Here is a 25,460-nt window from a genome sequence, read left to right as displayed (position 1 = left end):
AACAAAATCACCTGCTTCGATGAAGCAGGTGATTTTGTTTTACAACGATTGTTTTGCCTTTTCGGCAATCAGTTTCCGGGCTTCCTCAATAATGGTATCCAGTCCTTTCAGTGTATCGCTTCTTTTTATCTGCACATTTACGTCAGGATCAATTCCAAACTCTGTCTGTGTTTTATCCGCATCATACATCGGGGAAGCAGAGAAACGGATGGACCATCCATTGGGCAGTTCAGAGTGGAAAGGCAGACCGCTGCCCCCTCCTGTACGATCACCCATGATGGTTACGTTGGGGAGTTGCTTCATTACACTGATGAAGTCATTCGCTGCACTGTAACATTGCCGGTTTGTCAATACAATAACCGGCTTCTGGTATCGCAAGCGTGTAGTTGCATCGAGGTATTTGGGAAACAGAGGAGAAAAGTCGTCGTGACCTTTTCCGGTTTTGTGGGAGATATAACCGACCAGTTTCCGTTCATTGATAAATCGGGAAGCAATCACATTGACATTCGTCAAATCACCTCCCCCATTATTCCGCACATCAATAATAATCCCGTTACAGATGCTGAATTTAGAGATTATCTGATCCAGATTCCCTTCACCCACCGCATCGGCAAAACTCTCATAATACATGTACCCGACATTGTCATCGAGCACTTTGTAATCAATCCCCGAGGCTATCTTATAGTCGGTTCCCAGATAATTATTCTTGACAATGCTATCGTTGAAGTTGGGCGCATATTTCTCAAACCAGGCCCAGTAGCGGGAGACATCAAACGACGCATACAGATTGACGTGACCATCCTTCAGCTCGTTGAGCATCTTCGACAACACCTCAAACAACTGTTCCTCATTCATATTGTCGTTGATTCGCTTTGCATAGACATTATGGATGCTATCCCAGTTGATGTTCTTATATGTAAAAAAGCAATACCGTTCATCCATCAGGTGCCAGAGCGCCTCAAAGTTTCCCTTTGGGGTATTCGAATAATCAGGCTCCTTGATGCAGGAAAGCATGATTACGGCAAACAGTAAGCAAATTATCTTCTTCATAGGCGGTTAGAACGATTTTCCCTGCAAATGTTTCTTGCGACTCAGATGTAAAATATCTCCGGAAATGCCAATCAGCAGATTATGGTTCATCACTGATGTCTCGATGTTGCTGATGCGGGTCTGATACAGATTAAACAAATAACCGAACTTCAGCGAATACTTTCCAACGGGTAGTTCCATCGTCAGCTTGTTATTAAACGTCCATTGGTTATGCAGGGAGAGCAGGTGAACAATATTCGAACGGTTGCCCAATTCAAATATCTCATAGTACGATTGTCCGTAATCCGGAGAGAATCCTGCACCCAGAACCGGCATTCTTAAATCATAGCTCAGCAAAATGGGAGTTTGTTTCCACCGGAAGCGATAATCCAACCTGCCGGCAAAATCCAGATTGAGATTTACCTTGGCTTCGGCCGGATTGTTATCGTTTCGGTTATTATAAACAACACCCAAAAGGAAGTCAGGAGCCAGTCCGATTTTTGCATGAAACTTATCGGTTGAAACGACTTTTCGTAAATAAGAGAAGGTGTAATCCAGAAAAGCGGTGTGATAGAGTCCGCGGTCAGAATAGTTGCTGGCGTGGGCATAATCCAGATTAATGTCGTGCTGCCAGGTAACCAACCCGTCTTTACTATCCTTATCCAGACTAAAATCAAGCCTGTAGTTTATTCCCGTGTATTTATACGGACTCAGATAGGTTTCGATGACAGAACTTTGACCAAGGCCAAACAGCAATGTCCGGGTCTGCAATTTCCCGTTTTCACTCTCTTGCGAATAAGAAGTCCGCGAGAGGCAAACGGTTAGAAGTATCGCTAAACAGATTCTATAGTAGGTCATTGTGGAATTCATTACATCTCCTGAAATTAATTATACTGAATTAATAACCGCTTGAAAACAGAAAATCCCGACTCAGTAGTGATACTTTCAAACAAAAAAGCGCAACACCCGATTCTTATAACAAAAAAATCAGGCATTGCGCTCTTTGATATGAGGTTAGAAAAGTCTTTTCTGACCGGTAATTTCATCAATAATCTCATTATCCGATTCATCCGGCAGATCAGTCGGCTTTACATTTTCATCCGGCTCGTCTGAATCGATTGACTCCTCTTCCGGTTCGGGGAAACGGGTCGGTTCCAGTTCAGTCACCTTGTCAATGGCAAAGGTAGAAATCCGTTTTCCTTTTGCCCGGAAGCTCTTCACGCCGATAAACTCTTCCACGTCAATCTCAAGCGGATCGCGGAAGTTATCACTTCCCCCGAAGAGCACTTCGAAGCGCGGATAGGTTTCATCAGTCAACAGCCACAGTTCCGATTTAGGATTCTCACCGAGGAAGCTCTGTTTCTTTGCAGAGGCTTCGAAGCTGAAACGTTTGATGTACGGATAACCCTGGTCGGCATCAAACAATGCAACGGACCACACTTTATTCGGGTCAAACTTCTCAATGCGCTGTATATTCGATTCGTAGTGATTACCCGCATCGAAGTTTGAAGTATAATACTCTCCGTTTTTGAGCACCACCAGGATAAGATCGTCGCTGTGGAATTCTCCCAGATGCTCGCCGCGTCCATCGTAATTGAGGCGGAAGACATCCCAGTCAAACCACACCTGACGTCCACCCAACGTGGAACCGCCACGGATCTTCAATGTAATGCGGAAGATTTCGTTCTTGGTCAACACATTCCCCATCGACTGGCGACCTTTGATGGCCAGCTTACTGAAGTCTTCTTCGAATACTGTCTTGCGCAGTCTCGGATTCGGTTTCAGGACAATGCGGATTACCTCAGCTTCCCCGTTCGGGTTGGCGGTGAAGTAAAGCACTTTCGATCCCGGTTTGCCTTGCGACATATCGTACTCCTTATCGCGGGTGAGGCCGGTTGCAGCAAAACGTTTGAAGTAATATGCTCCACCTTTGCCGTCCTGGTAAACGGCATTGTAAATGGTGCGTTTATCGTTTTTCTTGAACACATTGACGTGAATCACTCCTTTGCCCACAAAGAGCTTGTCGGCGACTTTCACGATTTTGTATTTTCCATCCTTATAGAAAAGGATAATATCGTCGATGTCCGAACAGTTGCAGACAAACTCATCCTTACGCAACGATGTACCAAGGAAGCCCTCCTCACGGTTGATGTAAAGCTTTTCGTTGGCCTCTACCACCTTCGTAGCCACGATGGTATCGAAACTGCGGATTTCGGTCATACGAGGGAAGAATTTGCCGTACTTATCTTTCAGCTTCTGGTACCAGGCGATGGTATAGTCCACGATGTGTGCCAGGTGATGATCGATGGTTTCGATCTGTTGCAGGATATTGGCAATGTGCTCTTCCGCCTTGTCGGAGTTGAATTTCAGGATACGTCCCATCTTAATCTCCATCAGGCGAAGGATATCATCGGAAGTTACCTCGCGGATGAAGTTAGGCTTGAACGGCTCCAATCGTTTGTCGATGTGAGCTATCGCCTCATCCATCGAGCGGGAGTTTTCAAATTCTTTATCTTTATAAATGCGCTCCTCAATGAAGATTTTCTCCAGCGATGCAAAGTGCAGGTGCTCCTGCAATTCGTTTTTCTCAATCTCCAGCTCACTACGGAGTAGAAGCAGTGTATGGTCGGTATTGTGTTTCAATACGGTACTGACTGTCAGGAAGTGTGGTCTGTTATCCGAAATCACGCAACAGTTTGGTGAAATGCTCACCTCGCAATCGGTGAAAGCATACAGCGCATCAATGGTCTTGTCAGACGATACGCCCGGTTGCAGATGCACCAGAATCTCCACATCTTTCGCCGTATTGTCGTCCACCTTGCGGATCTTGATTTTCCCTTTATCCGTTGCCTTCAGGATAGAATCAATCAGTGACGAGGTTGTCTTTCCGTAAGGAATCTCTGTGATGGCAAGCGTTTTGTTATCGCGTTTCTCTATCTTGGAACGGACTTTTACCGAACCGCCGCGCTCGCCGTCGTTGTATTTCCATACATCGATATAACCTCCCGTCTGAAAGTCAGGATAAATCTGGAACGATTCCCCTTTCAGGTAGGAAATGGAAGCCTCAATCAATTCGTTGAAGTTGTGCGGCAGAATTTTGGACGAAAGACCAACGGCGATACCTTCCACGCCTTGAGCGAGCAGCAACGGGAATTTCACCGGTAGGGTAATCGGCTCCTTGTTACGTCCGTCGTATGAGAGTTTCCAGTCCGTTGTTTTGGGATTGAAGACCACATCGAGGGCAAACTTCGAAAGGCGAGCCTCAATGTAACGGGGAGCAGCCGCACCATCGCCGGTCAGGATGTTACCCCAGTTTCCCTGGCAATCCACCAGAATATCCTTTTGTCCGAGTTGCACCAACGCATCGCCGATAGAAGCATCACCGTGCGGGTGAAACTGCATGGTATGACCAATGATGTTCGCCACCTTGTTGTAGCGGCCGTCGTCGAGTCGCTTCATCGAGTGAAGGATACGTCGCTGTACGGGCTTTAGTCCATCATTGATGTGCGGCACGGCACGTTCCAGAATTACGTATGATGCATAGTCCAGAAACCAGCTTTGATACATACCGGAGAGATGGTATTTAAGCCCCTCCACGGTTTTCTCGGGAACTCTGTATTTGGAATGAGCGGATGAATCGGAAGCCGTGTCTTCGTTCTCCACTGCTTCGTTTTCAATAGGTTCTTCTTCGGGAAGGTTGTCCAGGATTTCGTCTGACATAGGTCTTTGCTCTTCTTATTTTAGGGGAATCTGCCTGTTAATATTCTGATTCCTGCAAAATTAATAAATTATCCCGTTTGAAAAGATTTATGCCACAGCTCCGAAGGTTATTTTGCGAGCTAAATAAATAAAAAAAGATCTGCCATGAATCCGGAAATGAATGATAAGGTATCCCTTTTGTATCTTTCTGGTGGGTCACAGAAACATTATATCGTCATATTTCTTAATTTTACCCCGGACAATCTTTTGTCCTTCCTTATTTACTCATTATCAATCCTATTCAATATGAAGCTAAAAATCATTGCACTCAGCCTAATCCTGATTGGATTTATCTCCAATTCGTTTGCCCAGAACTTCTCTAAGTTGAAAGAGCTACGCATGACCCAACCGAAGGATTATGCCAAAGCCGAAAAGTCAGTCACTGCCTGCTGCAAATACCTGCTCAACAATCCGGTTACGAAGGAGAAGGAGAAGCGCGATATCGCGGCTAATTTTATGTTCCAGTGGATGCAAGGGACTCCTGACTACACTTTCGATTTAGATGAAACCGTTGCCGAACTGAGCAAAATCAACCAGACTCTTCTGCCGGTTTATATGGCCGCGATTACCCAATACACACTGGAACACAAACTGAAGAAAGGGGACAAGAAGGTAAAGGAATACGCCATCAAGCAGGTGAGCGCTTATTGTGAGAATCCCAAGAACGGTGTGGAAATGACCGATGCTTTGCGCAACTGGTTGATGCAAAACCGGGAAGATATTCCGTTGCAGTTGATCTGATACGGAAAGGAACCTTATGTATACAAGAAAGCAGCTCAGGGAATTAATCCTGAAGCTGCTTTTTTATTTTTACTGTCGATACTTTTGCAAGCTGGGAGGCTTGCTTATAGAAATGACATAGCGAGACGCTATGCCAAACGACCTAACGACCGAACTACGGTTATCGCAGCCTACCGGCAACGAAGAGTTATCCAGTTATTTTAGTAATCAACTCATTACATTTTGTAGAGACAACATATAATCTCAAGAAAAAACCAATAACTCCCCCTAAACACCAAATAGAATATTGCGTATTTATGAAGATTGAAAATACGATACCCAACACTATAAAGGCTAAATCATACATAAGAGAATAGTTACATCTGAAGTCCAATTCTGATTTACCATTTGATTGAATTATATCAAATTCACCACCACTTAATACACCCATCAGAGTAAGTTGAAACTTCCTGTCAATTATACTATTTCGAAAGGTAATCCGGTTATCAACCGATTGAATATTCCTGGCTTCCAAATAACCTAATTCTTCTTTTATATCTGACTTTATATCGTCAATACTCTTTTCCTCAGGCAATGCGATTTTACAGATCGAATAGTGCATGAGCAACTGTTTTATTTCTAACCGAAAACTATTTATTTGAATCTTCGCCATAAATGTATCCTTATTTAAATCAATCATTTTGCGTTGGTATTATTCTTGAGATCATATCATCACATCCATTTGAAACCATGGAATTAGCTATAGCTATGCTCGCTAAACTTCCCAAACTAAAAAGGAAAGATATTACATATGCTCCTGTTGTAAATGCCACAACTAAACCAACTAAAATAAAAATGAAGTGAGACCAAAAGGGATGGTAACATTCTATGTATAGTTGAGCACCGGAAGGAGTTTCTACAACCTCTATAAAGCCATCGGTTACAATTCCCATAAGGTCCCAGCTATATCTCCATTCGAAACTTTTATTCTTAAACAACACTTTGTTATTCTCGACATGAATCTCTGTAGTCTTCATCACTTTCAATTCGTGTACAATTTGGTGTAAGACCCCATTGACAGTTCTACCTGTCATGTCAATATCTTCGATCCTTTTATACTTTAATCTTGGTTTCATTTCTAATTGTCTTAAATATTAATTCTTCTTGTCCCATCGGATATATACACCGTAGAAAGTAGCGGAACCGGAACTAATTAATCCCACCACAACCAAACACCTTTCATCTCCTTAATTGTTTGTTTTAGTTTATCTATTGTTCCTACTCCTTGATCAACAGAATCCGGACAAAATTCATATACTTCTTTTGCAAATGCGTCTAAATCTGTTGGTAATTTGTCAAATTCTATTTGAAGCCAATCTCCACTACAACCTATTATGATTAATCCATACTTCGCTTTCCATTCAGATATTTTCCTGTCCCGTCGGATATATCGTAAAAAGGAGCGAAACCGTCGGTGGGATTTGTAATCCCACCTCTTAAATACTATAAGGATTTGTAATCCGACAACAAACTAAACCACCATCACTTTCAGCAATCCCGAGCTTCCCGCGTAATCAATCGCAGAGCTATACCGGTAATCTTCGGGGCGATTGACCAGTTCAGCCGTAACGGGATTATTATGGATATAATTGAGCTTCTGATCAAAATAATCGACAAGAAATATCTCCTGATGATCATTCCCTTCCTGCCAGAAACGATAGTTCTTGATCTTCTTATCGTTACGACCGGCGTATTCGAAGCGATTAAGCATCCACTCCCGCCTACTTTCCTGTGGATCCGTCTGCAAGGTACGAAGAATTTCCTTGCTCGTAAACTTCTTGAAATCCCGCATTATATCCGACACTTTATCATCGCCTTCCGAGCCGACAATCATATGCAAATGATTCGACATCAGCACCCACGCATAAATGATCAATCCCTTTTCAGCCTGGCAATACCGTAATGAATCCATGATAATATGCTTATACCTCGGTCGGGTAAATATATCCACCCAGTCGACCACGGTGTCTGTCACGAACCAGACTTCTCCGGTGATACAGTTTGCAATGTTCATTATTTGATCTTTAAATGTTTCAAAGTTATTTCTTTTCGCATTACAAATGCTCATAGCATGAAGAAGGCGGGATTGCAAATCCCGCCAACGGCTCACCTTCTTTTATTCGGTTTTATATCCGGTGCGACGGGGTCATTTCTAATTTGCACCTTTCTTTTTTCAACGTATCTCCTAACATTGCCTTTTCATATAAATCCTTTTGAATTGCACATTCTTCTGTAGTATCTAGATTTCCTAATTTATCAACTCCAATAATTCTATAATATCTTGTATCTTGATATTTCTCTAGAATAACAATATTATATGATTGTTTACGGAAATCATTCTCAACATAATCTTTGCATGTTGGATTATTGCAAGCAGTAAAAAGAGATATTAGCACAATTAGACCTGATGATTTTGTAAATGCTTTAAACGCTTTTGTGTTATCTATATTCATATCATATTCATCTGAATATCCTATTTAAGAATATAATCCATCCAATTTGCCCCTTTCATACAATATATTGCAGTTTCGCCTTTCTTAGGGTCTTGAACTTTCATACAACTAAAATATTGCCATTTCAAGATTAAGACTTCCTGATTATATTTATCAACACATTTATGACGAAAAACCATCTTATTACCGTCAAAACGGATCATGTCGTCAATATAAATAAAATCCCCAAAGTCGGCTCCACTATCATACTCCCATAATTTATGTCTTAACACTCTGTTTTTCATAAAGCAGTCTTTATCCACAAAGTAAAAAGCAATAAGGACTGCAAAAGAAAAACCGAACAAACAATATTTCAAATTCACTTTCATCCTAAAATATTTTGTTTCGAACACCACTAAACCCTTATCCCTATCCCGCCAGGTATCCATACCGAAGGAATTAGCGAAACCGCCAATGGAATTTCAATCCTACCTCTTTAATACTCCTATGTGACAAGGGCTATCATAATTAGGTACTTTCATCTTTTATCACAACCAAATACCATTTGTCGTTATAGATCTTGAAAATATACATTACACTAACTCCAGTATCTTCAATTTGAATATTATAATCGAACTCATCATCACTTAACTTAGTAATACTCTTCAAGTATTTTTTAGGCAGCTTCGAGAAATCAGTGAATGTCCATTCTTTTTTATTAATCATCTTTTCATCAAATGAATTTGTTTCAGTGTTATACGAAAGGTTTTTAAGAGGAAAAACAATCCTGTCTTTTTGAAAAACCGAGTCTTTTTGAAACCGATTAAAAAAAACGTCAAAACCCTCCTTCTTTTCTGTTCGAGCAAGGGAAGTCGTATCTTCTAGATGCTTTATCTCTTCTTTGATTTTAGATTTACTATTACAGCCACCTGAGATCAAACCAATCAAGAAGACTAAAATCAAAAATATTTTATTCATTGGATTAAGGAATTTGGATTTCTGGTATTTTAGGTTGTTCTATCTTGTCCCATCGGATATATACACCGAAGGAATTAGCGGAAACGTCGATGAGATTTGCAATCCTATCTCCTTAATATTGTCAGAACTTCCAATCCAACAACAAACTATTTCCGCTCTAAAATTAAACATTTTATTCAATCATCAAGATTCTGTGTTCTAAATTAATCTCATAACAAAAAACGACGCTCAAACAGGACTAAAAACCACCCATTTTCGCTATATTACTAAATTACAGACAAATACTAAATACCAAACAGTTGTTTGCATAACATGCAAAGCCCTTTGCAAAACTTGTAAAGGCTTCTGCAAGTTACGCAAGGCCTTTTGCATAACTTGTTTTTGGCTTTGCAAAACATGTAAAGCCGTACACAAAACACGCAAGGGCTTCTGCAAGTTATGCAAAGCCTTTTGCATAACTTGTTCTTGGCTTTGCAAAACAGGCATGGCCTTATGCAAAACAAACATAGGCTTCTGCAAGTTATGCATGCCACTATGCAAAACATGCAAAGCTCCATGTAAAACAAACATAGCTCTATGTAAAATGAACATAGGTCTATGTAGATTATGTAAAGCCTCTTGCATAATTTGTTTTTGGCTCTGCAAAACATGCAAAGCTTCATGCAAAACAAGCAAAGGCGTCTGCTAATTGTGAGTGACTCTTTACAAAACATGCATAGCCTTTTACAAAACATGCAAAAGCTTCTGCATGTTATGTATGCCCCTTTGCATAACAAGCATAGCTCAATGTAAAACGAACATAGAGCTATGTTAATTGAACAAAGCCTTTTGCATAACTTGTTTTTGGATATGTAAAACATGCAAGGGCTTATAAAAGCATGCAAAGGCATCTGCTTATTATGTTTGATCTTTTGCTATACAACCATGACTCTATGTATAATAGCAAGCGATCAAAACAGAAAGTGCTTTGATATACAACTCCTAATTTCACCTATTCTCCTCTCACAACACATTCTTTTCGACATTTATTTACAAAAAAGCAATTCTATCCCTTTTAGGGGAAAATACTTTAATTATATTTGTTCAGTTTTACAATCTGATACCTATCATAGCTTATCATTTCCTATTTTCTGAAACAGATCATTCAAAGACATCAATAATTCCTGAAATAACATTAAGTATGAAGAAGTTTTTTCTGCTTCCATTAGCCTGTATTTCCATTTGCGCGTTTGAGGCAAATGCACAGGCGAAGGACACCATTCCGGCTTCCGGCAATGAAATCATCAAGAAAGGTATTGAGCTGAACGACAACGGCAAGTATGACGAAGCCATCCGGATGTTTGGCCGGGTGAGTCCGTGTGATCCCGACTATGCGTGGGCCTGCTACGAAACAGCCCTTACCTACAGTAATTCCGACAAGGCGGAACCGGCTTACCTGAAATGCCTTGAAGCGGAATCCCTCAACCCCAACGATCCCAACACAGCTACTCTTAAAGGGAATCTGCTTGATGATATGGGCAAGACCGGGGAAGCGATTCAATGGCTGAATGCTGCCTATAAGCGCTGGCCATACAATCAACGGTTGATCTTTAACCTGGCTGTATGTTACCTCAATAATAATGATCCGCAAAAAGCCGAAGAGCTTCTCATCACCGGCTTGAAATACAATCCTTACCACTCCTCTTCACACATGGCGCTGGCCAAGGCCAACTATATCATGGGGCGCAAAGCGCAGGCTTTTCTGGCTTATAACATGGGGGTACTGTTAAATACTTCAAACCGGAATATATCGAGCTTCGAAAAGGCGGTAACCGGAGAAAACGACTCCATCTCTCATCCTTATCAATATAGCTATCCGAAAGATCTTAAACATGAAAAATGGGATGAGCTGACCGGATTGCTTAATTCGGAACTGGCCTTCAAGAATGACTTTCCTTATAACTTTAAGATCAACTATATCACCACGCGACAGTCGCTGATGTTGTTTCGCAAAATGGCATTCGAGGGGAATGACCCTTCGTTTTACAACCAGTGTTACGTGCGCTTCTTCGCGGATTTGATGAAGGAGAATGATTTTGAGACTTACACCTATTACTTCTTCCAGAATACGGAGGATAAAACCGTCACTGACTGGATCAAGAAAAACAAGAAACAGTATGATCGGTTTGTAGCACGTTCGAAACAGAAACTGAACAACTGGCGCGAATATGGATTCTCTACGGATAATGAGCAGAAACAGATCAAGCAATATCATTTCGATGATAACGGCGATCTGGAAAGCCTGGGTATGCTCAAAGAGGGAAACAAACCTTCCAAAGAAGGTCATTGGGTAGTGGTCAACGATGAAGGCGGCCGTTCAGAGGAAGGCGTCTATAAAGAGGACAAAATAGAAGGAAAGTGGCTTCTCTTTTGGGAGCAGGGTCCGGTCAAGCAAGATCTGAATTATAAAAACGATGAGCTGGACGGACAAAATATCACCTATCATCCCAATGGGGTGAAATCGGGTATTTATCCACGCCTCAACGGAAAACGGGAAGGTATGGAGGAAGAATATACCTCGTGCGGCAAGTTGCTTTTCCGCCATCCGTATAAGAATGACAAGAGCGAAGGAACCCTGCTTGAGGTAGAATATGGCGACGGACTCCAACGCGAAACCGCATATAAGAATGGTAAGAAAGAGGGTCCTTGTACCGAGAAATGGTTAAGCGGAGGCCTCAAAACCGAAGCATTCTATAAAGACAGTTTACTGGAAGGTTCCGTGAAAAGATGGTATGCCAATGGCAAACCGGAATCTGTCTTCAATCACAAAGCAGATAAAGCAACGGGGAAATTTGTGACTTATCATGCCAACGGAGTGAAAAAACTGGAAGGGGAGTATGATGAGTCGGGAGAACTGACCGGAACATATCGCGAATATGACCGTAACGGAAAACTTCTTTCGCTTTCTGAAAGCTACAAAGCCGGAAAACTGACCGGCGTCCAGACTTTCTATTTCCCTGATGGGGCTAAACAAGGCATTCTCAATTACAAGGAGGATGAGATTATGCAGCTGGAATGGTTTGACAAAAGCGGTAAGAAATTATATGCGGCAACAAACCAGAACGGCGAGCTGCCTTTCAAATCTTATTATCCGGATGGCTCTCTAAGACAAGAGGGCGTTTACAGAAAAGGGAAAAAAGAGGGCAACTGGAAAACATACACGCCTGCCGGTGTTGTGCTTGAAGAGGAAAACTGGAAAGATGGCATGCAATCGGGAAGTCAGAAAGGTTACTTCTACGATGGTTCAATAAAGACGGCATATAGCTGTGACAGTAACCGGGTTGTCGGCCCTTACAACCTCTATTATGCTAACGGCCACCTCAGAGCGCATGGTTATTACGACAAAGAGGGATATACCGGAGAGTCTCTCTCTTACTATAGCAACGATTCGCTGCAAAGCCGCGGATTTTACAAGGACAATCATCTGGTGGGTCGCCGTATGAGTTATAGCCCTTCAGGCAAACTGTTGCTCGAAGAACGGTTTAACCGTAATGGAGAGCAAACCGAAGAGATTTACTTTGACCTTCAGGGTAAAGTGAGTGACGATCTGAAGTTTGAATACGACTCCCTCAACTACATCCAGCACTATCCGAATGGAAAGGTGAAAGCTAAAATCTCCATTTGTGACAACGAGCGAAACGGTATCCAGGAGACCTATTATCCGAATGGAAAATTGAAAAGCCGCCAGCATTACCTCTTTGGCAAAGAGCAGGGATTGTCAACCAATTGGGATTACCACGGTGTAAAGAGCGACGAGCAAAACTATATCATGAATGAGCCGGAAGGTGTGCACTATTCTTTTGAAAACGGGAAACCGGATTTCAAAACGATTTATGAAAACGGAAAAGAGCAGGGACTTTATCAGGAGTTTTATCCGAATGGCAAGGTATTCCGCCAGATTAACTTTGAAGATGGAGAACGTCAGGGAAATACGGACTACTTCGCACCGGACAGCACCTGGATGTTTAGCCTGCACTATTTCAAACAGAACCTGACCGGCATCTCTTACCGCGATAACAAAAACAATCTGCTGAAAGAGCAACCTATATCTCAATTCAACTCGGATCTGCTTTGCTACTATCCAAACGGAAAACTATCGGCTAAAGTACCGTTGAAAAAAGGAATATTCGATGGTGTGAATGTCAACTATTATCCGAATGGTAATGTGATGCGCGAACGCACTTTTGTCAACGATGCGCTGAACGGTACAAACAAATATTATTATGCTTCAGGTAAACTGAAAGAGACCAGCGAATACCGGAACGACAACCGCAACGGTCATTACGTCTCTTATTTTGAAAACGGACAGAAAGAGATGGAGGGTGAATACCTGGCGGATAAGAAGAGCGGCAAATGGCTGGTGTATGACAAGACCGGAAAGCTAACCGAAACACTATTCTATGAAAATGACGAGATCTATGATATCCGATAAATTAAAACAGGGGTATAAAGGCTTGCTTCTTGCCGGTTGCCTGGGGATAGGAATCATTCCTGCCCTGGCACAACCGGCTACCGAGCTGGCTCAATACCAGGCTAAGTATCCAAAAGAGCAGATCATCGGCTTGCTGGATAAATGCGAGGTTACGATCACCCAGGATAAGAAATCGGGCGTTCCTCAGATCCGGATGAAAGAGTCGAGCGTAGAGATGATTCTGGAGGAGAGCGCTTCGTTGTACACTGACTCGAAGGAGTTCTTCAACGGTAAGACAGAAATCAAAAAGCTTGAGGCCTACAGTCTGATTCCCGAGCAGGAGAAATTCCGGAAAGTTCCCGTTTCGAAGTTTGTCAAGACGACCGAAGTGGATGACTCCTACTTTGATGACGTCTATTGCTACAACTTCAACTTTCCCGCACCGGGCAAAGGGGGCAAACGTTGCAAAAACACCGAAGTCGAGATCAAAGATCCCAACTATCCGCTCTGGTTTTATTTCGACAGCAGCTATCCGGTGGAGCAGGCCGAGTTTTCGGTAACATTCCCTGCCAGCGTGAAGATCACCTATCACCTCTTCGGAGAGGATACCACGCGCATCCGTTTTTCCCAATCAACAAAAGGAGATGAGATCACTTACCGCTGGACAAGCACTTGTCCGAAGGGATACGATCACGACCGTCTGGCTCCTAATATCCGTTATTATGTTCCCCAAATCGTGGTGCAGATTGCGGAGTCGGAGTTTAAGGGCAAAACGACCCGGCATGTCCTTACCCTGGATGATCTTTACAAAGTGGAGTACGCCAACATCAGCAAATTGAACCTGACGGAATCTCCGGAAGTAAAAGCCATTGCCGACTCCATCACCGCAGGGATACAATCGCCGCGGGAAAAGGTGCGTGCGATATACAAATGGGTGCAAAACAACATCCGTTACATCGCTATCGAGGATGGTTCCAACGGATTGGTGCCGAGGGAGGCTTCTTTGGTGTTGAGCCGGAGATACGGCGACTGCAAAGACAAGTCGAGCCTGCTTACCTCCATGTTGCGTGCCATCAAGCAACCCGCATCCCTGGCCTGGTTAGGCACAAGGCATTTGCCTTACAAGTATTCGGAATACCCCACCATCTCTGCCGGCAATCACATGATCGCGGTGTGGTGGAATGAACAAAACCAACCTGTCTTACTGGACGGAACCACGCAGTACCTCCGGATGGAAGATGTCCCTTCCGCCATTCAGGGCAAGGAGTGTATCATTTCCAAAAACGAAAAGGAGTATCAGCTTTACCGCATCCCCTTCTGCGCACCATCGGTGAATACTGTCAATGACACCATTCATCTCCGGATTGAAAACGGAATGTTGAAAGGAAGCGGCATCTCCGTTTTCGATGGCGAAAAAAAGTCGGAGATCATTGCCCGGTTTGCACGGACAGAAAAGGAGAAGTACAGCACCCTGTGGGAGGATGTTTTTGCCAAACCGAGCGATAAGTTTACCATTACCCGTATCGAAACCTCCGACCTGAAGGAGATCGATCAGCCGTTGAAGATCCGCTTCGAGTTTCAGATTCCCGATTACATCACCACAGGAAACAACAGCTCTTACCTGAATATGAATATCGAAAAGAGCCTCAACAATACCGAGCTGAAGAAAGACCGGAAGATGCCGATCGAATTTGAAATGCCGATGAAGCACAATCTGGTCTGTATCCTCGATATCCCCAAACAGCTAAAGGTAACCGATGTGCCCAATGCCACGACATACGACAGCCCGAAATTCAGCTACACCCAGAAATACGAGAAGCAGGGCAACCGGATCGTGATGAGCAGCACCCACATCTACAACCAGCTTTTGCTCAAAGGCAACGATATCGCTGAGTTTTACAAAATGGTCAACCTGATGAAACAGGCTTACCGAAACACCATTATCCTTGAAAAGAATTAATTCCGCAAAACATTGAATCCTATGAGAAAGATATTTTTCCTGACCTTGCTGGTCCTCCCGATGGTTTTATTCGGGCAAACCGAATTCGGAAGCTACAACTGGAACACCTACCCTTCCGACAATAAGAGCGACACCATCAAATGCGTTAACGGCGCTGCCGTCACGCTCGAACGGCGCATCACCGAAGTATTCCTCAACAAGCAAAACATCTTCGAAGAGGTTTACGTCTTTCACAAAAAGATAAAGGTGGATTCGCACGATGCGCTGGATCATTACAACAAGATCTATATTCCCCTGAATAACGTGCTCGAAATCCTCAATATCCAGGCCCGCTTCATCTCTCCAAGCGGTAAAATCACCAACCTGCCCAAGGAGAGCATCAAGCAGATTGCCAACCTGGAAAATGACGGCGATTATAAAACGTTCGCCATCGAAGGCGCAGAGGTGGGCGGACAGATTGAGTACTTCTATACCCTTCGCAAGGAGTTTGACGCCTATTCGGGCTATTACATCCAGGATGATATCCCGAAAGCGAATGTTGAGATCATCTTTGCCTATCCGTCGAAACTCTCTTATCAGATCAAGGGGTATAACGGGTTTCCCGCATTTACCCTAAATACTTCCAACGAGGAGAAAACCTATCAGAAAGCCTCTGTAAAATACATTCCCGCGGTGGAAGAGAAGGTTAAGTATGCTAACTACAAAGCGAGCCTGATGCGTTTCGAATACACGATGGCATACAACCATTACCGTTCTGCCCTTCGTCTCAATTCGTGGAAGACGGCGAGCGAAAACACTTACAACCGCCTCTTTGACCTTTCAGCTAAAGACAAAGCGACCATCCTGTCATTGTTGGCACAAATCAATCCGCCCACCGGAGATCTGACCCAACAAATCCGGAGCATTGAAAACTGGGTGAAGAAGAACATTGCTATCTCGAAGGAGATCAACGCACAGAAGGAGCTGAGCGAGATGATCCGCCTCAAACAGGCCAATCACTACGGTGCGGTGCGAATTATGGTGGCTTTGCTGAATGCGGCAAACATCAACTTTGAGTTTGTAGAGACCGGGAATAACGAGACCCGTCCTTTCGACCCGGACTTCAACTGCATGAACTTCCTCGATGACTACCTGGTCTATTTCCCTGCCATCAATCAATACATGGCGCCCGGCTTTCCGGATTACCGTCTGGGACTGATCCCTACCGATTACCAGGGACAATACGGCCTCTTCCTGCGTCCGATCAGTTACAGCGACAAGCTGAAGTCTTTGGCTTACGATATCCGCCGGATTCCGATCCACGACTGCTCCCTCAACACCGACACGATTGATGTAGTCGTGAATGTAAATCCTGCTGAGTCGGTTGTTTCGGCTCAGGTTAAACGCCAGACCAAAGGGGCATTGGGACAAACCTTCCAGTCGTTCTTCAATTACCTGAATGAGGAGAAGAAGAAAGAGGTCGTTTCCTCCTTCTTCAGTATGGGCAAAGAGAATTCGGTAATCAACAATTATCAGGTTAGCAATGAATCACCGGACAACATCGGAGTAAAACCAATCACCTGGATGGTGGATCTGACGGCGAATTCGTTGTTGGAAAATGCAGGCAAAGACCTCATCTTCCACATCGGGGAGACTATCGGACAGCAGGGGGAGCTTTACCAGGAGAAATCAAGGACAATCCCCGTCCACATCGGGGCCCTGCACAAATATTACCGCAAAATTGTATTCAATATCCCACAGGGCTATAAGGTGGCTAATCCCGAGAACCTGAATATGCACGTGGAGATGAAAAACGAAGGAAAGACCAGTTGCATCTTCACCTCGCAAGCGGAGATCAAAAACGACCAGCTGGTCATCACCTCCGATGAATATTATATGGAAGAGAGCTATCCGGCCAGCCGCTACGATGAGTTCCGCAACGTGATCAACGCTTCTGCCGACTTCAATAAAAGAACGATATTGCTGAAGAAGATTTGATGAGAATGGGCGACCACAAAGGTTGCCCTTTCTTAAATGTGCATATAAAAATTCATTAGATAGACATCTAAAGAGGCTAAGGAGGGGATATTACGGAGAAATCCAAATTCTAAGTAAAAACGTCTTTTCGCATAAGTCTTTTTCGATGAATAAAATGAAAAGGAAATTGTCGAGATTCTGAAGTGCAGATATTTAAATACCCCTTATTATAAAATCACGGACAAGTATTCATTTTATAATTCGAAAGTTACAATCTAGTAATCAACCAAATATGAAATTCACAATAATTCTAATAGCATCTTTATTATTCGTCTCTAATGCATATTCTCTTAAACCAGATACGACTGCATATTTAATTACACCAAGTAGATATGGATTAATGTATAAAGAATATAAGGTGAAAACAAAAGATGGTTATACATTAAATGCCTGGTTCTGTCCTGCACAAACAGCTCCATCTATTGATTCTCTGTTTGGTGAAGGAGCAAAAGAACCTCTCCAAAGACCATATGTTATAGACAATGCTAAAAGACCAACTATAATTATTTGTAATGGAGACGCAGGTAACATGTATCCAAATGTGAGTTTAGCATATCGCTATTGCCAATATGGGTTTAATGTGATAACATTTGACTGGCGCGGCTTTGGTCAAAGTCAATATTTTCCGATAAATACTGATTATCTTGTTTATCCGGAGTTTATTACTGATTATAATGCAATAGTTGATTTTGCAAAACAGATTCCAATTGTTGATTCTAATCGCATTGGTGTATTTGGTTATTCCACAGGAGCTTTTTTATCATTTGCCATTGCTTCACAACGACCTGAAATTAAGGCTATCGTTGCAAGAGGAATATTTACAGATTATAAAAGCGTCACACCTGGGTTACAGAAACTAGTACCAAAAAGAACCTTATTTTGTCCAGAAGGGATGGATAAATATTCACCAAGAAATAATTGGAGTACATTTAGAAAGCCTATATTTTTAGTTGTTGGAGAGAAAGATATTCGTACTCCAAAAGAAAACTCGATAGAAATTCTTTCTAATGTCAAAAGCAATGTTCGAGAACTCTGGATTGTAGAAAAAGCAGAACATGGTTCTGATAAGGCTCCTGAAATTGTAGAACATGAATTATTCATTAAAAAAACAGTCTGCTTCTTCAAAGACAATTTATAAATCTACCCAATCCGGTTTTTAATATCAACCAAGGCGATCTAAACGATCGCCTTTTTTATGCTGAAGTCCATACATTCCTGCTCAAATAATTACCAAAAACTCACCGTTAAGCGTATGGATCCGCTTACGCTTTCTTTGAAAACAAATCTCTGACTTGTAACGAAAAGAAGAAGAACATCACCAATTCCACTTCACCCTCACAAACCCCAAATGCACATGCTCCTGCTGACCACCCGATAATTTTCCTACAAACGACTGGGTAATCAGCGAAAGTTCAAAGTTTTCTGCAATCGAATAGCTCAGGGTCGGCCCTACGAAATAACCATTCAATCCGGGAAACCACATGGCCGCAAATGAGGCATTAAACAAAGGAGTAACGGGATAACTGCCCTGAATCAGCACGTTCCATTCGGAGACGGAGAGCTGTTTGGGCGAAAGTTGGGAGAGGTAGAATGAATTGAATGATGCAGGTTTGTTTCCTTTCAGCGGATTATAAAGCACCTCGCCTTGCAGGCTCAGCGAATTGCGGAACACATACAATGCCCCCACCGAAGCGACAAACAGGCCGGTAGTATCAGCAAAATGCTGCCGGGGATGAAAGTATGAGCACTCCCCGCTAAACGAAGCGCCACCGAGGCTACCCGTCCACCCTGCGCCAAGCACCCAGTCCTGCTCATTGAACACTCCCCCGAGCAACTGGATATCATACCCCCAACGATTCGCTCGGTACAGGGCTGCGGCAGTCATCTTCTTCTCTGCATTAGCCTTCGCGGCAAGCTCCACGGTCGAAGTGCCCGATGGGTAATACTGCAACCGTACAGCATCACTCCCCGGCTTTTCCACATAATCGAAATCAAAGAAGGAGTAGGCATTGAAGAGGTCGTTGGGATTCCACGCCATGCACTGTCCCCAGTTGATGCGCTGACGACCGAGGCGCACCTGCGTTTTCCCGGCATTATAATCGAGATAAGCCCGGTCAATAGCAGAGTGCAGCAGGTAGCTTTTCCCCGAAGCGATGGTTCCGGAGAGCTTCAGCCAGTTATCATCCGCTCCCACCATCGCCTTATAGTTGGGAATGAGCTTGACCGATTCCCCATAGAGCAGACGGTTGCGAAGGTCAAGCTCCACATTCCAACGTTTATCAGAAGTATGCCAGTTCAGGTTCAGGCGGTTGTGGAACAGGTTGTCGGTAACCCAATTTTCCTGCCAATTATTAAACATCACCGACTGCATATTGGTCAGATAACCGCTCACCGACCAGTTGCGGGGAATGGAATCCTGTGCCTGAAGCATCGTTATACAGACCAACCATCCACAAAGCATAAGCCCATACCAGATATTTCGCCTCAACAATTTCATTTGCTAAAAAGGGATATTCAGTTCATCCGATTCAATCTTGCCATCCACCAGAGTAATCACGCGGTGCGCCTTACTAACCACCCGCTGGTCGTGCGTGGAGAAGATAAAGGTGATGTTCTCTTCGTGATTGAGCTTCTCCATAATCTCCAACAGGTTTTCGGTCGAACGGGAGTCAAGGTTAGCCGTCGGTTCGTCTGCAAGGATAAACTTCGGCTTCGAGGCCAATGCCCGTGCCACTGCCACCCGTTGTTGTTGTCCTCCGGAAAGTTTGGCCGGACGGTTATTCATCTTATCGCTCAGCCCTACAGCTTCAAGAAGTTCCTTCGCCCGGCGTTCACGCTCTTTCTTCGGCATTCCCTGCAATTGCATCACAAACTCCACATTCTCCAGCGCCGTAAACACCGGAATCAGGTTGTACGCCTGAAAGACAAAGCCGATGTGATTCATCCGAAAATTGGTCTTCTGCCGGTTGCTGAGGTGACCGATATTTACCCGGTCAATAATCACCTCTCCTTCGGTCGGATTATCCAATCCGCCCATTATGTTGAGCAGAGTCGTCTTTCCCGAACCGGAAGGTCCCACGATAGCGGCAAATTCCCCTGCTTCAAAACTCAGGTCGATGCCATTGACCGCATACACCGGCAGCGTATTCGGGTCATATATTTTATGCAGATGATTGATTTCGATGATTTTCATGATGTACTATTTTACTGTTGTCTTTATCGAAAGGCTCGCTATGAGCGAGTCTTTCGAGTAGCGAACCCGACCCTTTCGCTCATTGAGGCTGTGTGAAAACTCACAAAAAACTCAAGTCTCTTTGCCTGTCCGCCCCCCAAAGCCCCCTCCCGATAGCTATCGGGAGGGGGCTTTGCAGCAGTAAAAACAGGTAAATCAGCACATTTATTGACCGATTTAACCAAAATACGGTGTTGTTTGCACCACTCCTCCCCACTTTGGGGAGGTCGGGAGGGGTCGGGAGCTAGTTTTCACACAACCTCTCATTGTGAAAGTATCGGTATTATTCAATTCTGTACTTTCGCTTCAGACTTGTTTTCAACTCCTTATCGCATCGGCGGGATTTATTTTCAACGCTTTATAGGCCGGATAGAGTGCCGACAGAATACCGGTGACAATAATCATCGACGTGGTCTGTATCAGGTCTTTTGCCGCAATAAAGGGATGGATGACCGAAGAATAGCCGATGCTCTCATAAGCCTCCTTCCAAAAGTAAAGGTCCAATCCATTCAGGTAATAATGGTGAATCACCAAAGAGCCAACACCCATTCCCAATGCACCACCGGTGAGCGACAGGAAGATGGTCTCCAGCATAATCATCCCAAAAATCCTCCGGCGATTCATTCCGATAGCCATCAGCATGCCCAGTTCATGAACGCGTTCGAGCACCACCATCAGCATCGTATTGATGATCCCGAAACAGAGTGCCAACAAGATGACCACCATGATGATAATCATATACTGGCTCATGATGCTCACCAGATAACCGGCCTCGGGACTCAACTGTTGCCACTCCTGCACTTCCAGATGGGGATAACGTTTCGCCAAAGTCTGTTTAAGCTGAGGGGTAAATGCATCGTCTTTGAGCAATACCGCCACTTCATGGGCTGCGGTTTCGGGTAGATTAACCAGCCGCGACACATCCCGGTTTCGGACGAACACCACCGACTCGTCATACATGTAATTCTCCGTCCGATAAATCCCCACGACACGGAAAGCCCCCGCTGTGATGTTGTTATCCGCATCCTGCAAGGTAATGATGCATTTATTCTTCAGGTCAACTTTGAGCTTCTTCGCTAGGCGTTCGCCGATCAACAGAGCATTGCGGGATCGCTCGGGGAAATATTCACCGGAAACCACTTTCTGATGTAGTATCGTCACCAGCTTTTCATCCGCCGGGTCAATGCCGACCAGTTTTACCCCTGTACCTGTCTCGGCTGAAGATATCATCGCATTGAGCACCCAGCGTTTGGAAGAGGCTTTTACCCGGGGGAGTCTCTTGATATCACTGACCATCCGGGACGCTTCCGGCATATAGAGCTTCGTTTCCGTATTTTGCTGAAACCCGGGCCGGTGAATCTGAATATGTGACACCTCCAGTCCGATGATGGTATCTACCCGATCCTTCACCATTCCATTAGTCAGGGCAATGAGGAATATCCCGGAGAATATCCCCAGCATCACTGAAACAATCACCACGAGACTCCGCAGCTTATTCCGCCAGATATTTCGCCATGCCAGTACAGGTATCATAGGTTATAAGGAATGAGGGACTGAATTATCTACAGTCTTACATCTTAGTTCTAACATCTTGGTTCTTTTGTCTATTATCCTTTTAATGCTTTGACAATCTTCAACCGGCTGATAAGATAGACCGGATAAAGTCCGATGATGAGGGTAAACAGGAAAATAATCAATGCCTGCTTAAAGAAGAGACCGGGTTCAATCGAAAACCACATATAGGGCTCGAATCCCATCTGTTTCAACATCTCTCCTCCCTGTCCGGTAAAGGGAATCGGGTGATCGACGAAATAGGCAATCGCGGGAAGACTGCCCAGAATCCCGGCAACAGTCCCCAGCAGTCCGATGAACACTGTCTCCATCACTACCATCAGGGCTAACCGGTATTTCTGTGTTCCTACCGCCATCATCACACCAAACTCCTTCCGGCGCTCGGCCATCATCATCATGATAGTGCCCAATATACCGAACCCAATGATCATGTAAAGAATGCCTTTTTCGATCCATCCACCGGCGCGGTCACTTTCGATTTGTTTGAGCAGAAGGCTGTTCATCTCCTTCCAGTTCATCACTTCGAATGAACCTCCGATTCGCTTCTTTATTTCCTGCTGCACATCGGTTACATAGCTATCATCAGGCACCATGATTACCAAAGAGGTTAATCGCTTTTCTGCCGAGAAAAGCATCTGGCACTCCCGGATATCCATGTACACCAACGTCCGGTCAAGCTCAGGTGAGGCCAGGTGCATGATTCCACGAACAGGGTATTTGCCGGCTGCACTCGTACCGTGATAGCCCTGGCTAATCAACACCAATGTATCGCCAACTCCAAGTCTAAGATACCGGGCTAGTTCACTGCCAATCATCACTCCCGATTCGCCATTCTTCAGATATTTTCCCTGAATGATTTTGCGGGAAAGGCGGGAGATACGGTCTTCCTTTTCCGGAGAAATACCTGAAACCAACGCTCCTTTTGTCAAATCCTTAGATGAAGCCAATGCAAAATTCTCCAATCGCGGAGAAACGACAGTTACATGGGGTATGCGACTAATGGCAGAATCGAGTTGAGGCGAATCAGCCAGCAGGTTATTGATCGTCCTATCCTCCCAATACCCTTTCTGGTGGACCTGAATGTATCCCGAATAAAAGCTGACAATCGCCTGAATGTATTGCGCATAGGAGCCCTCCTGCATGGAACTGACAAACGTAGCAAAGACTACCCCGAAAAAAACGGAAGCAGTCGTTATCAATGTCCGGCGTTTATTGCGCCAGAGATTGCGCCAGGCCAGTTTGAACAGGTCAGTCATAAGGATATTATTTACCTGACTTTCTTCATATTCTGTTGGGTAAAGAAACTGTCAGATATCGGCTGGTCAAACACTAAATTATTGATTTGAAGGATGGTTTTGTTGCCTTTCTTATTCGCAGGAATAATCTCCATCGTGGTAAGAATCGTGCGGTCACCCATCTGTTTCAGATTATAGGCATTCATCGTATTGACAGGCTGCTGGTCTTCATCATAATAGACGGCTTTCCACATATCAAAACCGTTTTTAGAGACCCAGGTTAGTATCTTTCCCCAAACGACAGGAGCATCGGGCAAGGGTACCAGTTCGATTTTGTAACAGAGCTGATCGCGTACCAGCTCCTCCCCAAGTAGTTTATGGGTATAATCATGGATAATGGAAGACTCTTTGACCAAATCGTCATTGGTAAAATCCGAACCCATCCACGACTGCATCATCATAGACGGTGGTATCTTGATCAACCGTTCGATAGAGGGCATCCAGTTCCACATCTCTTTACCGCGTTTCAGAAATACCTGTCCCTTCTCCTTTGCCGGTGCGGAAATGTATATCAATGAATAATCACGTCCTTTGGTCCAGGCCGTAAAGGTCAGGCTTCGTTTCCAGTCGGGGCGGACAATTGTTAGTGTCATCGTTCCCTGACTGCTTTTTCCCCGCGACTTATTATCCGCTTTCTGAATGATTTCAGTAGCTGTTAACGTCTGGGCTTTCAGGTTTAAGGTAAAAACAGGGAGAAGTAATAAGCTGATAATAATGCCGGTGTTCTTCATGAAGGTCAGTCATTTATGGTATTAAACAAAAAACGTCCGATTCTACCATTAGAAACGGACGCTTAGGGATATTGTTTATCGGAACAGGACTATTCTGCGGTAAACGGGTGATTCTTATAGCTTAGGGCAATCTCTTCAGCCAGATGGGCAGGCACAAAGAAACGGACATCCTTCCCCTCTGCCAATGACTTCCGGATAAATGTAGATGAAATCTCGATCTGCGGGGCATTGGTCAGAATCACATCAGCCGGAAGGCTCAACGGATCAATCTCAAATCCTTTGCGCGGATAGATCAGTACCGGATATTCTGCCAGAATGCGGTCATAATCTTTCCACTGGTCAAAGCAAAGCCAGTTATCCGCTCCGATGATCAGGACAAATTCATGGTCGGGATACTGCTCCTCCAATGCCTGTAGGGTATTGAAGGTAAATGACGGACGGGGCAATGCAAATTCGATGTCCGATGCCTGAAAACGGTCATAAGTACCGATGGCTGTTTCAACCCACTTCAGACGAAGATCATCCTCCAGTAGATCATCACTGTTTTTCAACGGATTATGGGGAGAAACCACAAACCACACCTCATCGAGCGATTCAAACTCGCACATGTAATTGGCCAATGCCAGGTGACCGATATGAATAGGATTAAACGATCCTGAGAAAATGCCGGTTCGTTTCATAAAAACGCTTTTTATAGAACAAACGCTGCCCCCGTTTTTCCAAAGCAGCGCTGAAATATTTTAATTGGGGAAGGCGATAGTATTATGCCAACAGTTTCTTTACGGTTTCAGAAATCAGTTTGCCATCAGCTTTACCTGCAAGCTGTTTTGAAGCAACACCCATTACTTTACCCATCTCTTTTGCACTTGTAGCACCCACTTCTGCGATGATTACTTTAAGAGCATCTTCCAGCTCTTCCGCACTCATCTGTTTAGGCAAATAGGCTTCGATGACCGCAGCTTCTTCCAACTCTTTTTCAGCCAGGTCAGGACGATTCTGAGTGGTATAAATAGAAGCGCTCTCCTTACGCTGTTTCACCATTTTCTGAAGGATTTTGTTTGCTACATCATCAGAAAGGTCGCCGTCAGCGCCTTTAGCGGTTTTAGCCTCGATGAACTCTTTCTTTACACCGCGTAAAGCTTCAAGTTTGATTTTATCTTTAGCCAGCATAGCAGCTTTGATGTCTGCGCTTATTTGATCAAAAAGATTCATTTTCGAAAAATATT

The 25,460-nt window shown here is 44.0% G+C and carries 23 protein-coding genes; 5 read left to right on the top strand and 18 right to left on the bottom strand.

The window, feature by feature from the left end:
- Positions 1-39: 39 nt before the first annotated feature.
- The 3 genes from MLE17_RS11445 to MLE17_RS11435 all read right to left on the bottom strand — a co-directional run bounded on the left by MLE17_RS11445 (position 40) and on the right by MLE17_RS11435 (position 4,749).
- Positions 40-1,050, bottom strand: a complete 1,011-nt coding sequence (locus tag MLE17_RS11445) for a S41 family peptidase (protein WP_243348938.1) — start codon at positions 1,048-1,050, stop codon at positions 40-42.
- A 6-nt stretch (positions 1,051-1,056) separates the two neighbouring features.
- Positions 1,057-1,887 (bottom strand): DUF3316 domain-containing protein, encoded by an 831-nt coding sequence (locus MLE17_RS11440; protein WP_243348937.1) that lies wholly within the window; start codon positions 1,885-1,887, stop codon positions 1,057-1,059.
- Between the two features lie 156 nt (positions 1,888-2,043).
- On the bottom strand, positions 2,044-4,749 hold the full coding sequence (locus MLE17_RS11435; protein ID WP_243348936.1) for a DNA gyrase/topoisomerase IV subunit A: 2,706 nt from the start codon (positions 4,747-4,749) through the stop codon (positions 2,044-2,046).
- 285 nt (positions 4,750-5,034) lie between these two features.
- Here MLE17_RS11435 and MLE17_RS11430 point away from each other — a divergent pair, with 285 nt between their 5' ends.
- The gene (locus tag MLE17_RS11430; protein WP_243348935.1) at positions 5,035-5,529 is read left to right on the top strand and encodes a hypothetical protein; all 495 of its coding nucleotides are present in this window, start codon (positions 5,035-5,037) and stop codon (positions 5,527-5,529) included.
- Positions 5,530-5,716: 187 nt separating this feature from the next.
- Here the strand turns inward: MLE17_RS11430 and MLE17_RS11425 are convergent, their stop codons facing one another.
- The 8 genes from MLE17_RS11425 to MLE17_RS11395 all read right to left on the bottom strand — a co-directional run bounded on the left by MLE17_RS11425 (position 5,717) and on the right by MLE17_RS11395 (position 9,602).
- Entirely contained in the window at positions 5,717-6,208 is a 492-nt protein-coding gene (locus MLE17_RS11425; protein WP_243348934.1) for a hypothetical protein, read from the bottom strand.
- Positions 6,201-6,644, bottom strand: coding sequence for a hypothetical protein (locus MLE17_RS11420; RefSeq protein WP_243348933.1), 444 nt, complete (start codon positions 6,642-6,644; stop codon positions 6,201-6,203). Before MLE17_RS11420 ends, MLE17_RS11425 begins: the two co-directional genes overlap by 8 nt.
- A gap of 77 nt (positions 6,645-6,721) precedes the next feature.
- Positions 6,722-6,937 (bottom strand): DUF4253 domain-containing protein, encoded by a 216-nt coding sequence (locus MLE17_RS18975; RefSeq protein WP_410795624.1) that lies wholly within the window; start codon positions 6,935-6,937, stop codon positions 6,722-6,724.
- A gap of 102 nt (positions 6,938-7,039) precedes the next feature.
- Positions 7,040-7,582: an REP-associated tyrosine transposase gene (locus tag MLE17_RS11415; protein ID WP_243348932.1), complete on the bottom strand. Its 543-nt coding sequence runs from the start codon at positions 7,580-7,582 to the stop codon at positions 7,040-7,042.
- Between the two features lie 112 nt (positions 7,583-7,694).
- Positions 7,695-8,021 (bottom strand): hypothetical protein, encoded by a 327-nt coding sequence (locus MLE17_RS11410; protein WP_243348931.1) that lies wholly within the window; start codon positions 8,019-8,021, stop codon positions 7,695-7,697.
- 20 nt (positions 8,022-8,041) lie between these two features.
- Positions 8,042-8,449: a hypothetical protein gene (locus MLE17_RS11405; RefSeq protein WP_243348930.1), complete on the bottom strand. Its 408-nt coding sequence runs from the start codon at positions 8,447-8,449 to the stop codon at positions 8,042-8,044.
- A 79-nt stretch (positions 8,450-8,528) separates the two neighbouring features.
- Positions 8,529-8,978, bottom strand: a complete 450-nt coding sequence (locus MLE17_RS11400) for a hypothetical protein (RefSeq protein ID WP_243348929.1) — start codon at positions 8,976-8,978, stop codon at positions 8,529-8,531.
- Positions 8,979-9,236: 258 nt separating this feature from the next.
- A complete protein-coding gene (locus MLE17_RS11395; RefSeq protein ID WP_243348928.1) occupies positions 9,237-9,602 on the bottom strand; it encodes a hypothetical protein in 366 nt (121 codons plus the stop codon).
- A gap of 556 nt (positions 9,603-10,158) precedes the next feature.
- Between MLE17_RS11395 and MLE17_RS11390 the strand changes: the two genes are divergently transcribed.
- From MLE17_RS11390 to MLE17_RS11375, 4 genes are all read left to right on the top strand, one after another.
- Positions 10,159-13,449, top strand: coding sequence for a tetratricopeptide repeat protein (locus MLE17_RS11390; protein ID WP_243348927.1), 3,291 nt, complete (start codon positions 10,159-10,161; stop codon positions 13,447-13,449).
- Positions 13,436-15,388: a transglutaminase-like domain-containing protein gene (locus MLE17_RS11385; protein WP_243348926.1), complete on the top strand. Its 1,953-nt coding sequence runs from the start codon at positions 13,436-13,438 to the stop codon at positions 15,386-15,388. The genes MLE17_RS11390 and MLE17_RS11385 overlap by 14 nt, the downstream gene beginning before the upstream one ends.
- Positions 15,389-15,409: 21 nt before the next feature.
- The gene (locus MLE17_RS11380) at positions 15,410-17,365 is read left to right on the top strand and encodes a DUF3857 domain-containing protein (protein WP_243348925.1); all 1,956 of its coding nucleotides are present in this window, start codon (positions 15,410-15,412) and stop codon (positions 17,363-17,365) included.
- Between the two features lie 271 nt (positions 17,366-17,636).
- Complete coding sequence (locus MLE17_RS11375; protein WP_243348924.1) at positions 17,637-18,542, top strand: alpha/beta hydrolase; 906 nt, start codon at positions 17,637-17,639, stop codon at positions 18,540-18,542.
- Between the two features lie 177 nt (positions 18,543-18,719).
- Here the strand turns inward: MLE17_RS11375 and MLE17_RS11370 are convergent, their stop codons facing one another.
- From MLE17_RS11370 to MLE17_RS11340, 7 genes are all read right to left on the bottom strand, one after another.
- The gene (locus tag MLE17_RS11370) at positions 18,720-19,901 is read right to left on the bottom strand and encodes a hypothetical protein (protein WP_243348923.1); all 1,182 of its coding nucleotides are present in this window, start codon (positions 19,899-19,901) and stop codon (positions 18,720-18,722) included.
- Between the two features lie 3 nt (positions 19,902-19,904).
- Positions 19,905-20,597 (bottom strand): ABC transporter ATP-binding protein, encoded by a 693-nt coding sequence (locus MLE17_RS11365; RefSeq protein WP_243348922.1) that lies wholly within the window; start codon positions 20,595-20,597, stop codon positions 19,905-19,907.
- A 357-nt stretch (positions 20,598-20,954) separates the two neighbouring features.
- Positions 20,955-22,169, bottom strand: coding sequence for an ABC transporter permease (locus MLE17_RS11360; protein WP_243348921.1), 1,215 nt, complete (start codon positions 22,167-22,169; stop codon positions 20,955-20,957).
- A 74-nt stretch (positions 22,170-22,243) separates the two neighbouring features.
- A complete protein-coding gene (locus MLE17_RS11355) occupies positions 22,244-23,464 on the bottom strand; it encodes an ABC transporter permease (protein ID WP_243348920.1) in 1,221 nt (406 codons plus the stop codon).
- 11 nt (positions 23,465-23,475) lie between these two features.
- Positions 23,476-24,234 carry an outer membrane lipoprotein-sorting protein gene (locus MLE17_RS11350; protein ID WP_243348919.1) on the bottom strand — a complete coding sequence of 253 codons (759 nt, stop codon included), beginning with the start codon at positions 24,232-24,234 and terminating at the stop codon, positions 23,476-23,478.
- 89 nt (positions 24,235-24,323) lie between these two features.
- Positions 24,324-24,914, bottom strand: coding sequence for a nicotinate (nicotinamide) nucleotide adenylyltransferase (nadD, locus tag MLE17_RS11345; RefSeq protein WP_243348918.1), 591 nt, complete (start codon positions 24,912-24,914; stop codon positions 24,324-24,326).
- Between the two features lie 82 nt (positions 24,915-24,996).
- Positions 24,997-25,446, bottom strand: a complete 450-nt coding sequence (locus MLE17_RS11340) for a GatB/YqeY domain-containing protein (RefSeq protein ID WP_243348917.1) — start codon at positions 25,444-25,446, stop codon at positions 24,997-24,999.
- Between the last annotated feature and the right edge of the window lie 14 nt (positions 25,447-25,460).

Source organism: Parabacteroides sp. FAFU027 (genome assembly GCF_022808675.1).
Taxonomy (GTDB): domain Bacteria; phylum Bacteroidota; class Bacteroidia; order Bacteroidales; family UBA7332; genus CAXXIC01.
This window is presented reverse-complemented; position numbering and strand designations above follow the sequence as displayed.

Bases quoted from the DNA above. Each gene is read 5' to 3' on its own strand.
- MLE17_RS11425 (WP_243348934.1), bottom strand. From the start codon at position 6,208: ATGATTGATTTAAATAAGGATACATTTATGGCGAAGATTCAAATAAAT.
- MLE17_RS11340 (WP_243348917.1), bottom strand. From the start codon at position 25,446: ATGAATCTTTTTGATCAAATAAGCGCAGACATCAAAGCTGCTATGCTG.
- MLE17_RS11370 (WP_243348923.1), bottom strand. From the start codon at position 19,901: ATGAAATTGTTGAGGCGAAATATCTGGTATGGGCTTATGCTTTGTGGA.
- MLE17_RS11380 (WP_243348925.1), top strand. From the start codon at position 15,410: ATGAGAAAGATATTTTTCCTGACCTTGCTGGTCCTCCCGATGGTTTTA.
- MLE17_RS11360 (WP_243348921.1), bottom strand. From the start codon at position 22,169: ATGATACCTGTACTGGCATGGCGAAATATCTGGCGGAATAAGCTGCGG.
- MLE17_RS11365 (WP_243348922.1), bottom strand. From the start codon at position 20,597: ATGAAAATCATCGAAATCAATCATCTGCATAAAATATATGACCCGAAT.
- MLE17_RS11375 (WP_243348924.1), top strand. From the start codon at position 17,637: ATGAAATTCACAATAATTCTAATAGCATCTTTATTATTCGTCTCTAAT.
- MLE17_RS11355 (WP_243348920.1), bottom strand. From the start codon at position 23,464: ATGACTGACCTGTTCAAACTGGCCTGGCGCAATCTCTGGCGCAATAAA.
- MLE17_RS11445 (WP_243348938.1), bottom strand. From the start codon at position 1,050: ATGAAGAAGATAATTTGCTTACTGTTTGCCGTAATCATGCTTTCCTGC.
- MLE17_RS11405 (WP_243348930.1), bottom strand. From the start codon at position 8,449: ATGGATACCTGGCGGGATAGGGATAAGGGTTTAGTGGTGTTCGAAACA.
- MLE17_RS11440 (WP_243348937.1), bottom strand. From the start codon at position 1,887: ATGACCTACTATAGAATCTGTTTAGCGATACTTCTAACCGTTTGCCTC.
- MLE17_RS11385 (WP_243348926.1), top strand. From the start codon at position 13,436: ATGATATCCGATAAATTAAAACAGGGGTATAAAGGCTTGCTTCTTGCC.
- MLE17_RS11430 (WP_243348935.1), top strand. From the start codon at position 5,035: ATGAAGCTAAAAATCATTGCACTCAGCCTAATCCTGATTGGATTTATC.
- MLE17_RS11400 (WP_243348929.1), bottom strand. From the start codon at position 8,978: ATGAATAAAATATTTTTGATTTTAGTCTTCTTGATTGGTTTGATCTCA.
- MLE17_RS11410 (WP_243348931.1), bottom strand. From the start codon at position 8,021: ATGAATATAGATAACACAAAAGCGTTTAAAGCATTTACAAAATCATCA.
- MLE17_RS11390 (WP_243348927.1), top strand. From the start codon at position 10,159: ATGAAGAAGTTTTTTCTGCTTCCATTAGCCTGTATTTCCATTTGCGCG.
- nadD (WP_243348918.1), bottom strand. From the start codon at position 24,914: ATGAAACGAACCGGCATTTTCTCAGGATCGTTTAATCCTATTCATATC.
- MLE17_RS11420 (WP_243348933.1), bottom strand. From the start codon at position 6,644: ATGAAACCAAGATTAAAGTATAAAAGGATCGAAGATATTGACATGACA.
- MLE17_RS11435 (WP_243348936.1), bottom strand. From the start codon at position 4,749: ATGTCAGACGAAATCCTGGACAACCTTCCCGAAGAAGAACCTATTGAA.
- MLE17_RS11415 (WP_243348932.1), bottom strand. From the start codon at position 7,582: ATGAACATTGCAAACTGTATCACCGGAGAAGTCTGGTTCGTGACAGAC.
- MLE17_RS11350 (WP_243348919.1), bottom strand. From the start codon at position 24,234: ATGAAGAACACCGGCATTATTATCAGCTTATTACTTCTCCCTGTTTTT.
- MLE17_RS11395 (WP_243348928.1), bottom strand. From the start codon at position 9,602: ATGCAAGAGGCTTTACATAATCTACATAGACCTATGTTCATTTTACAT.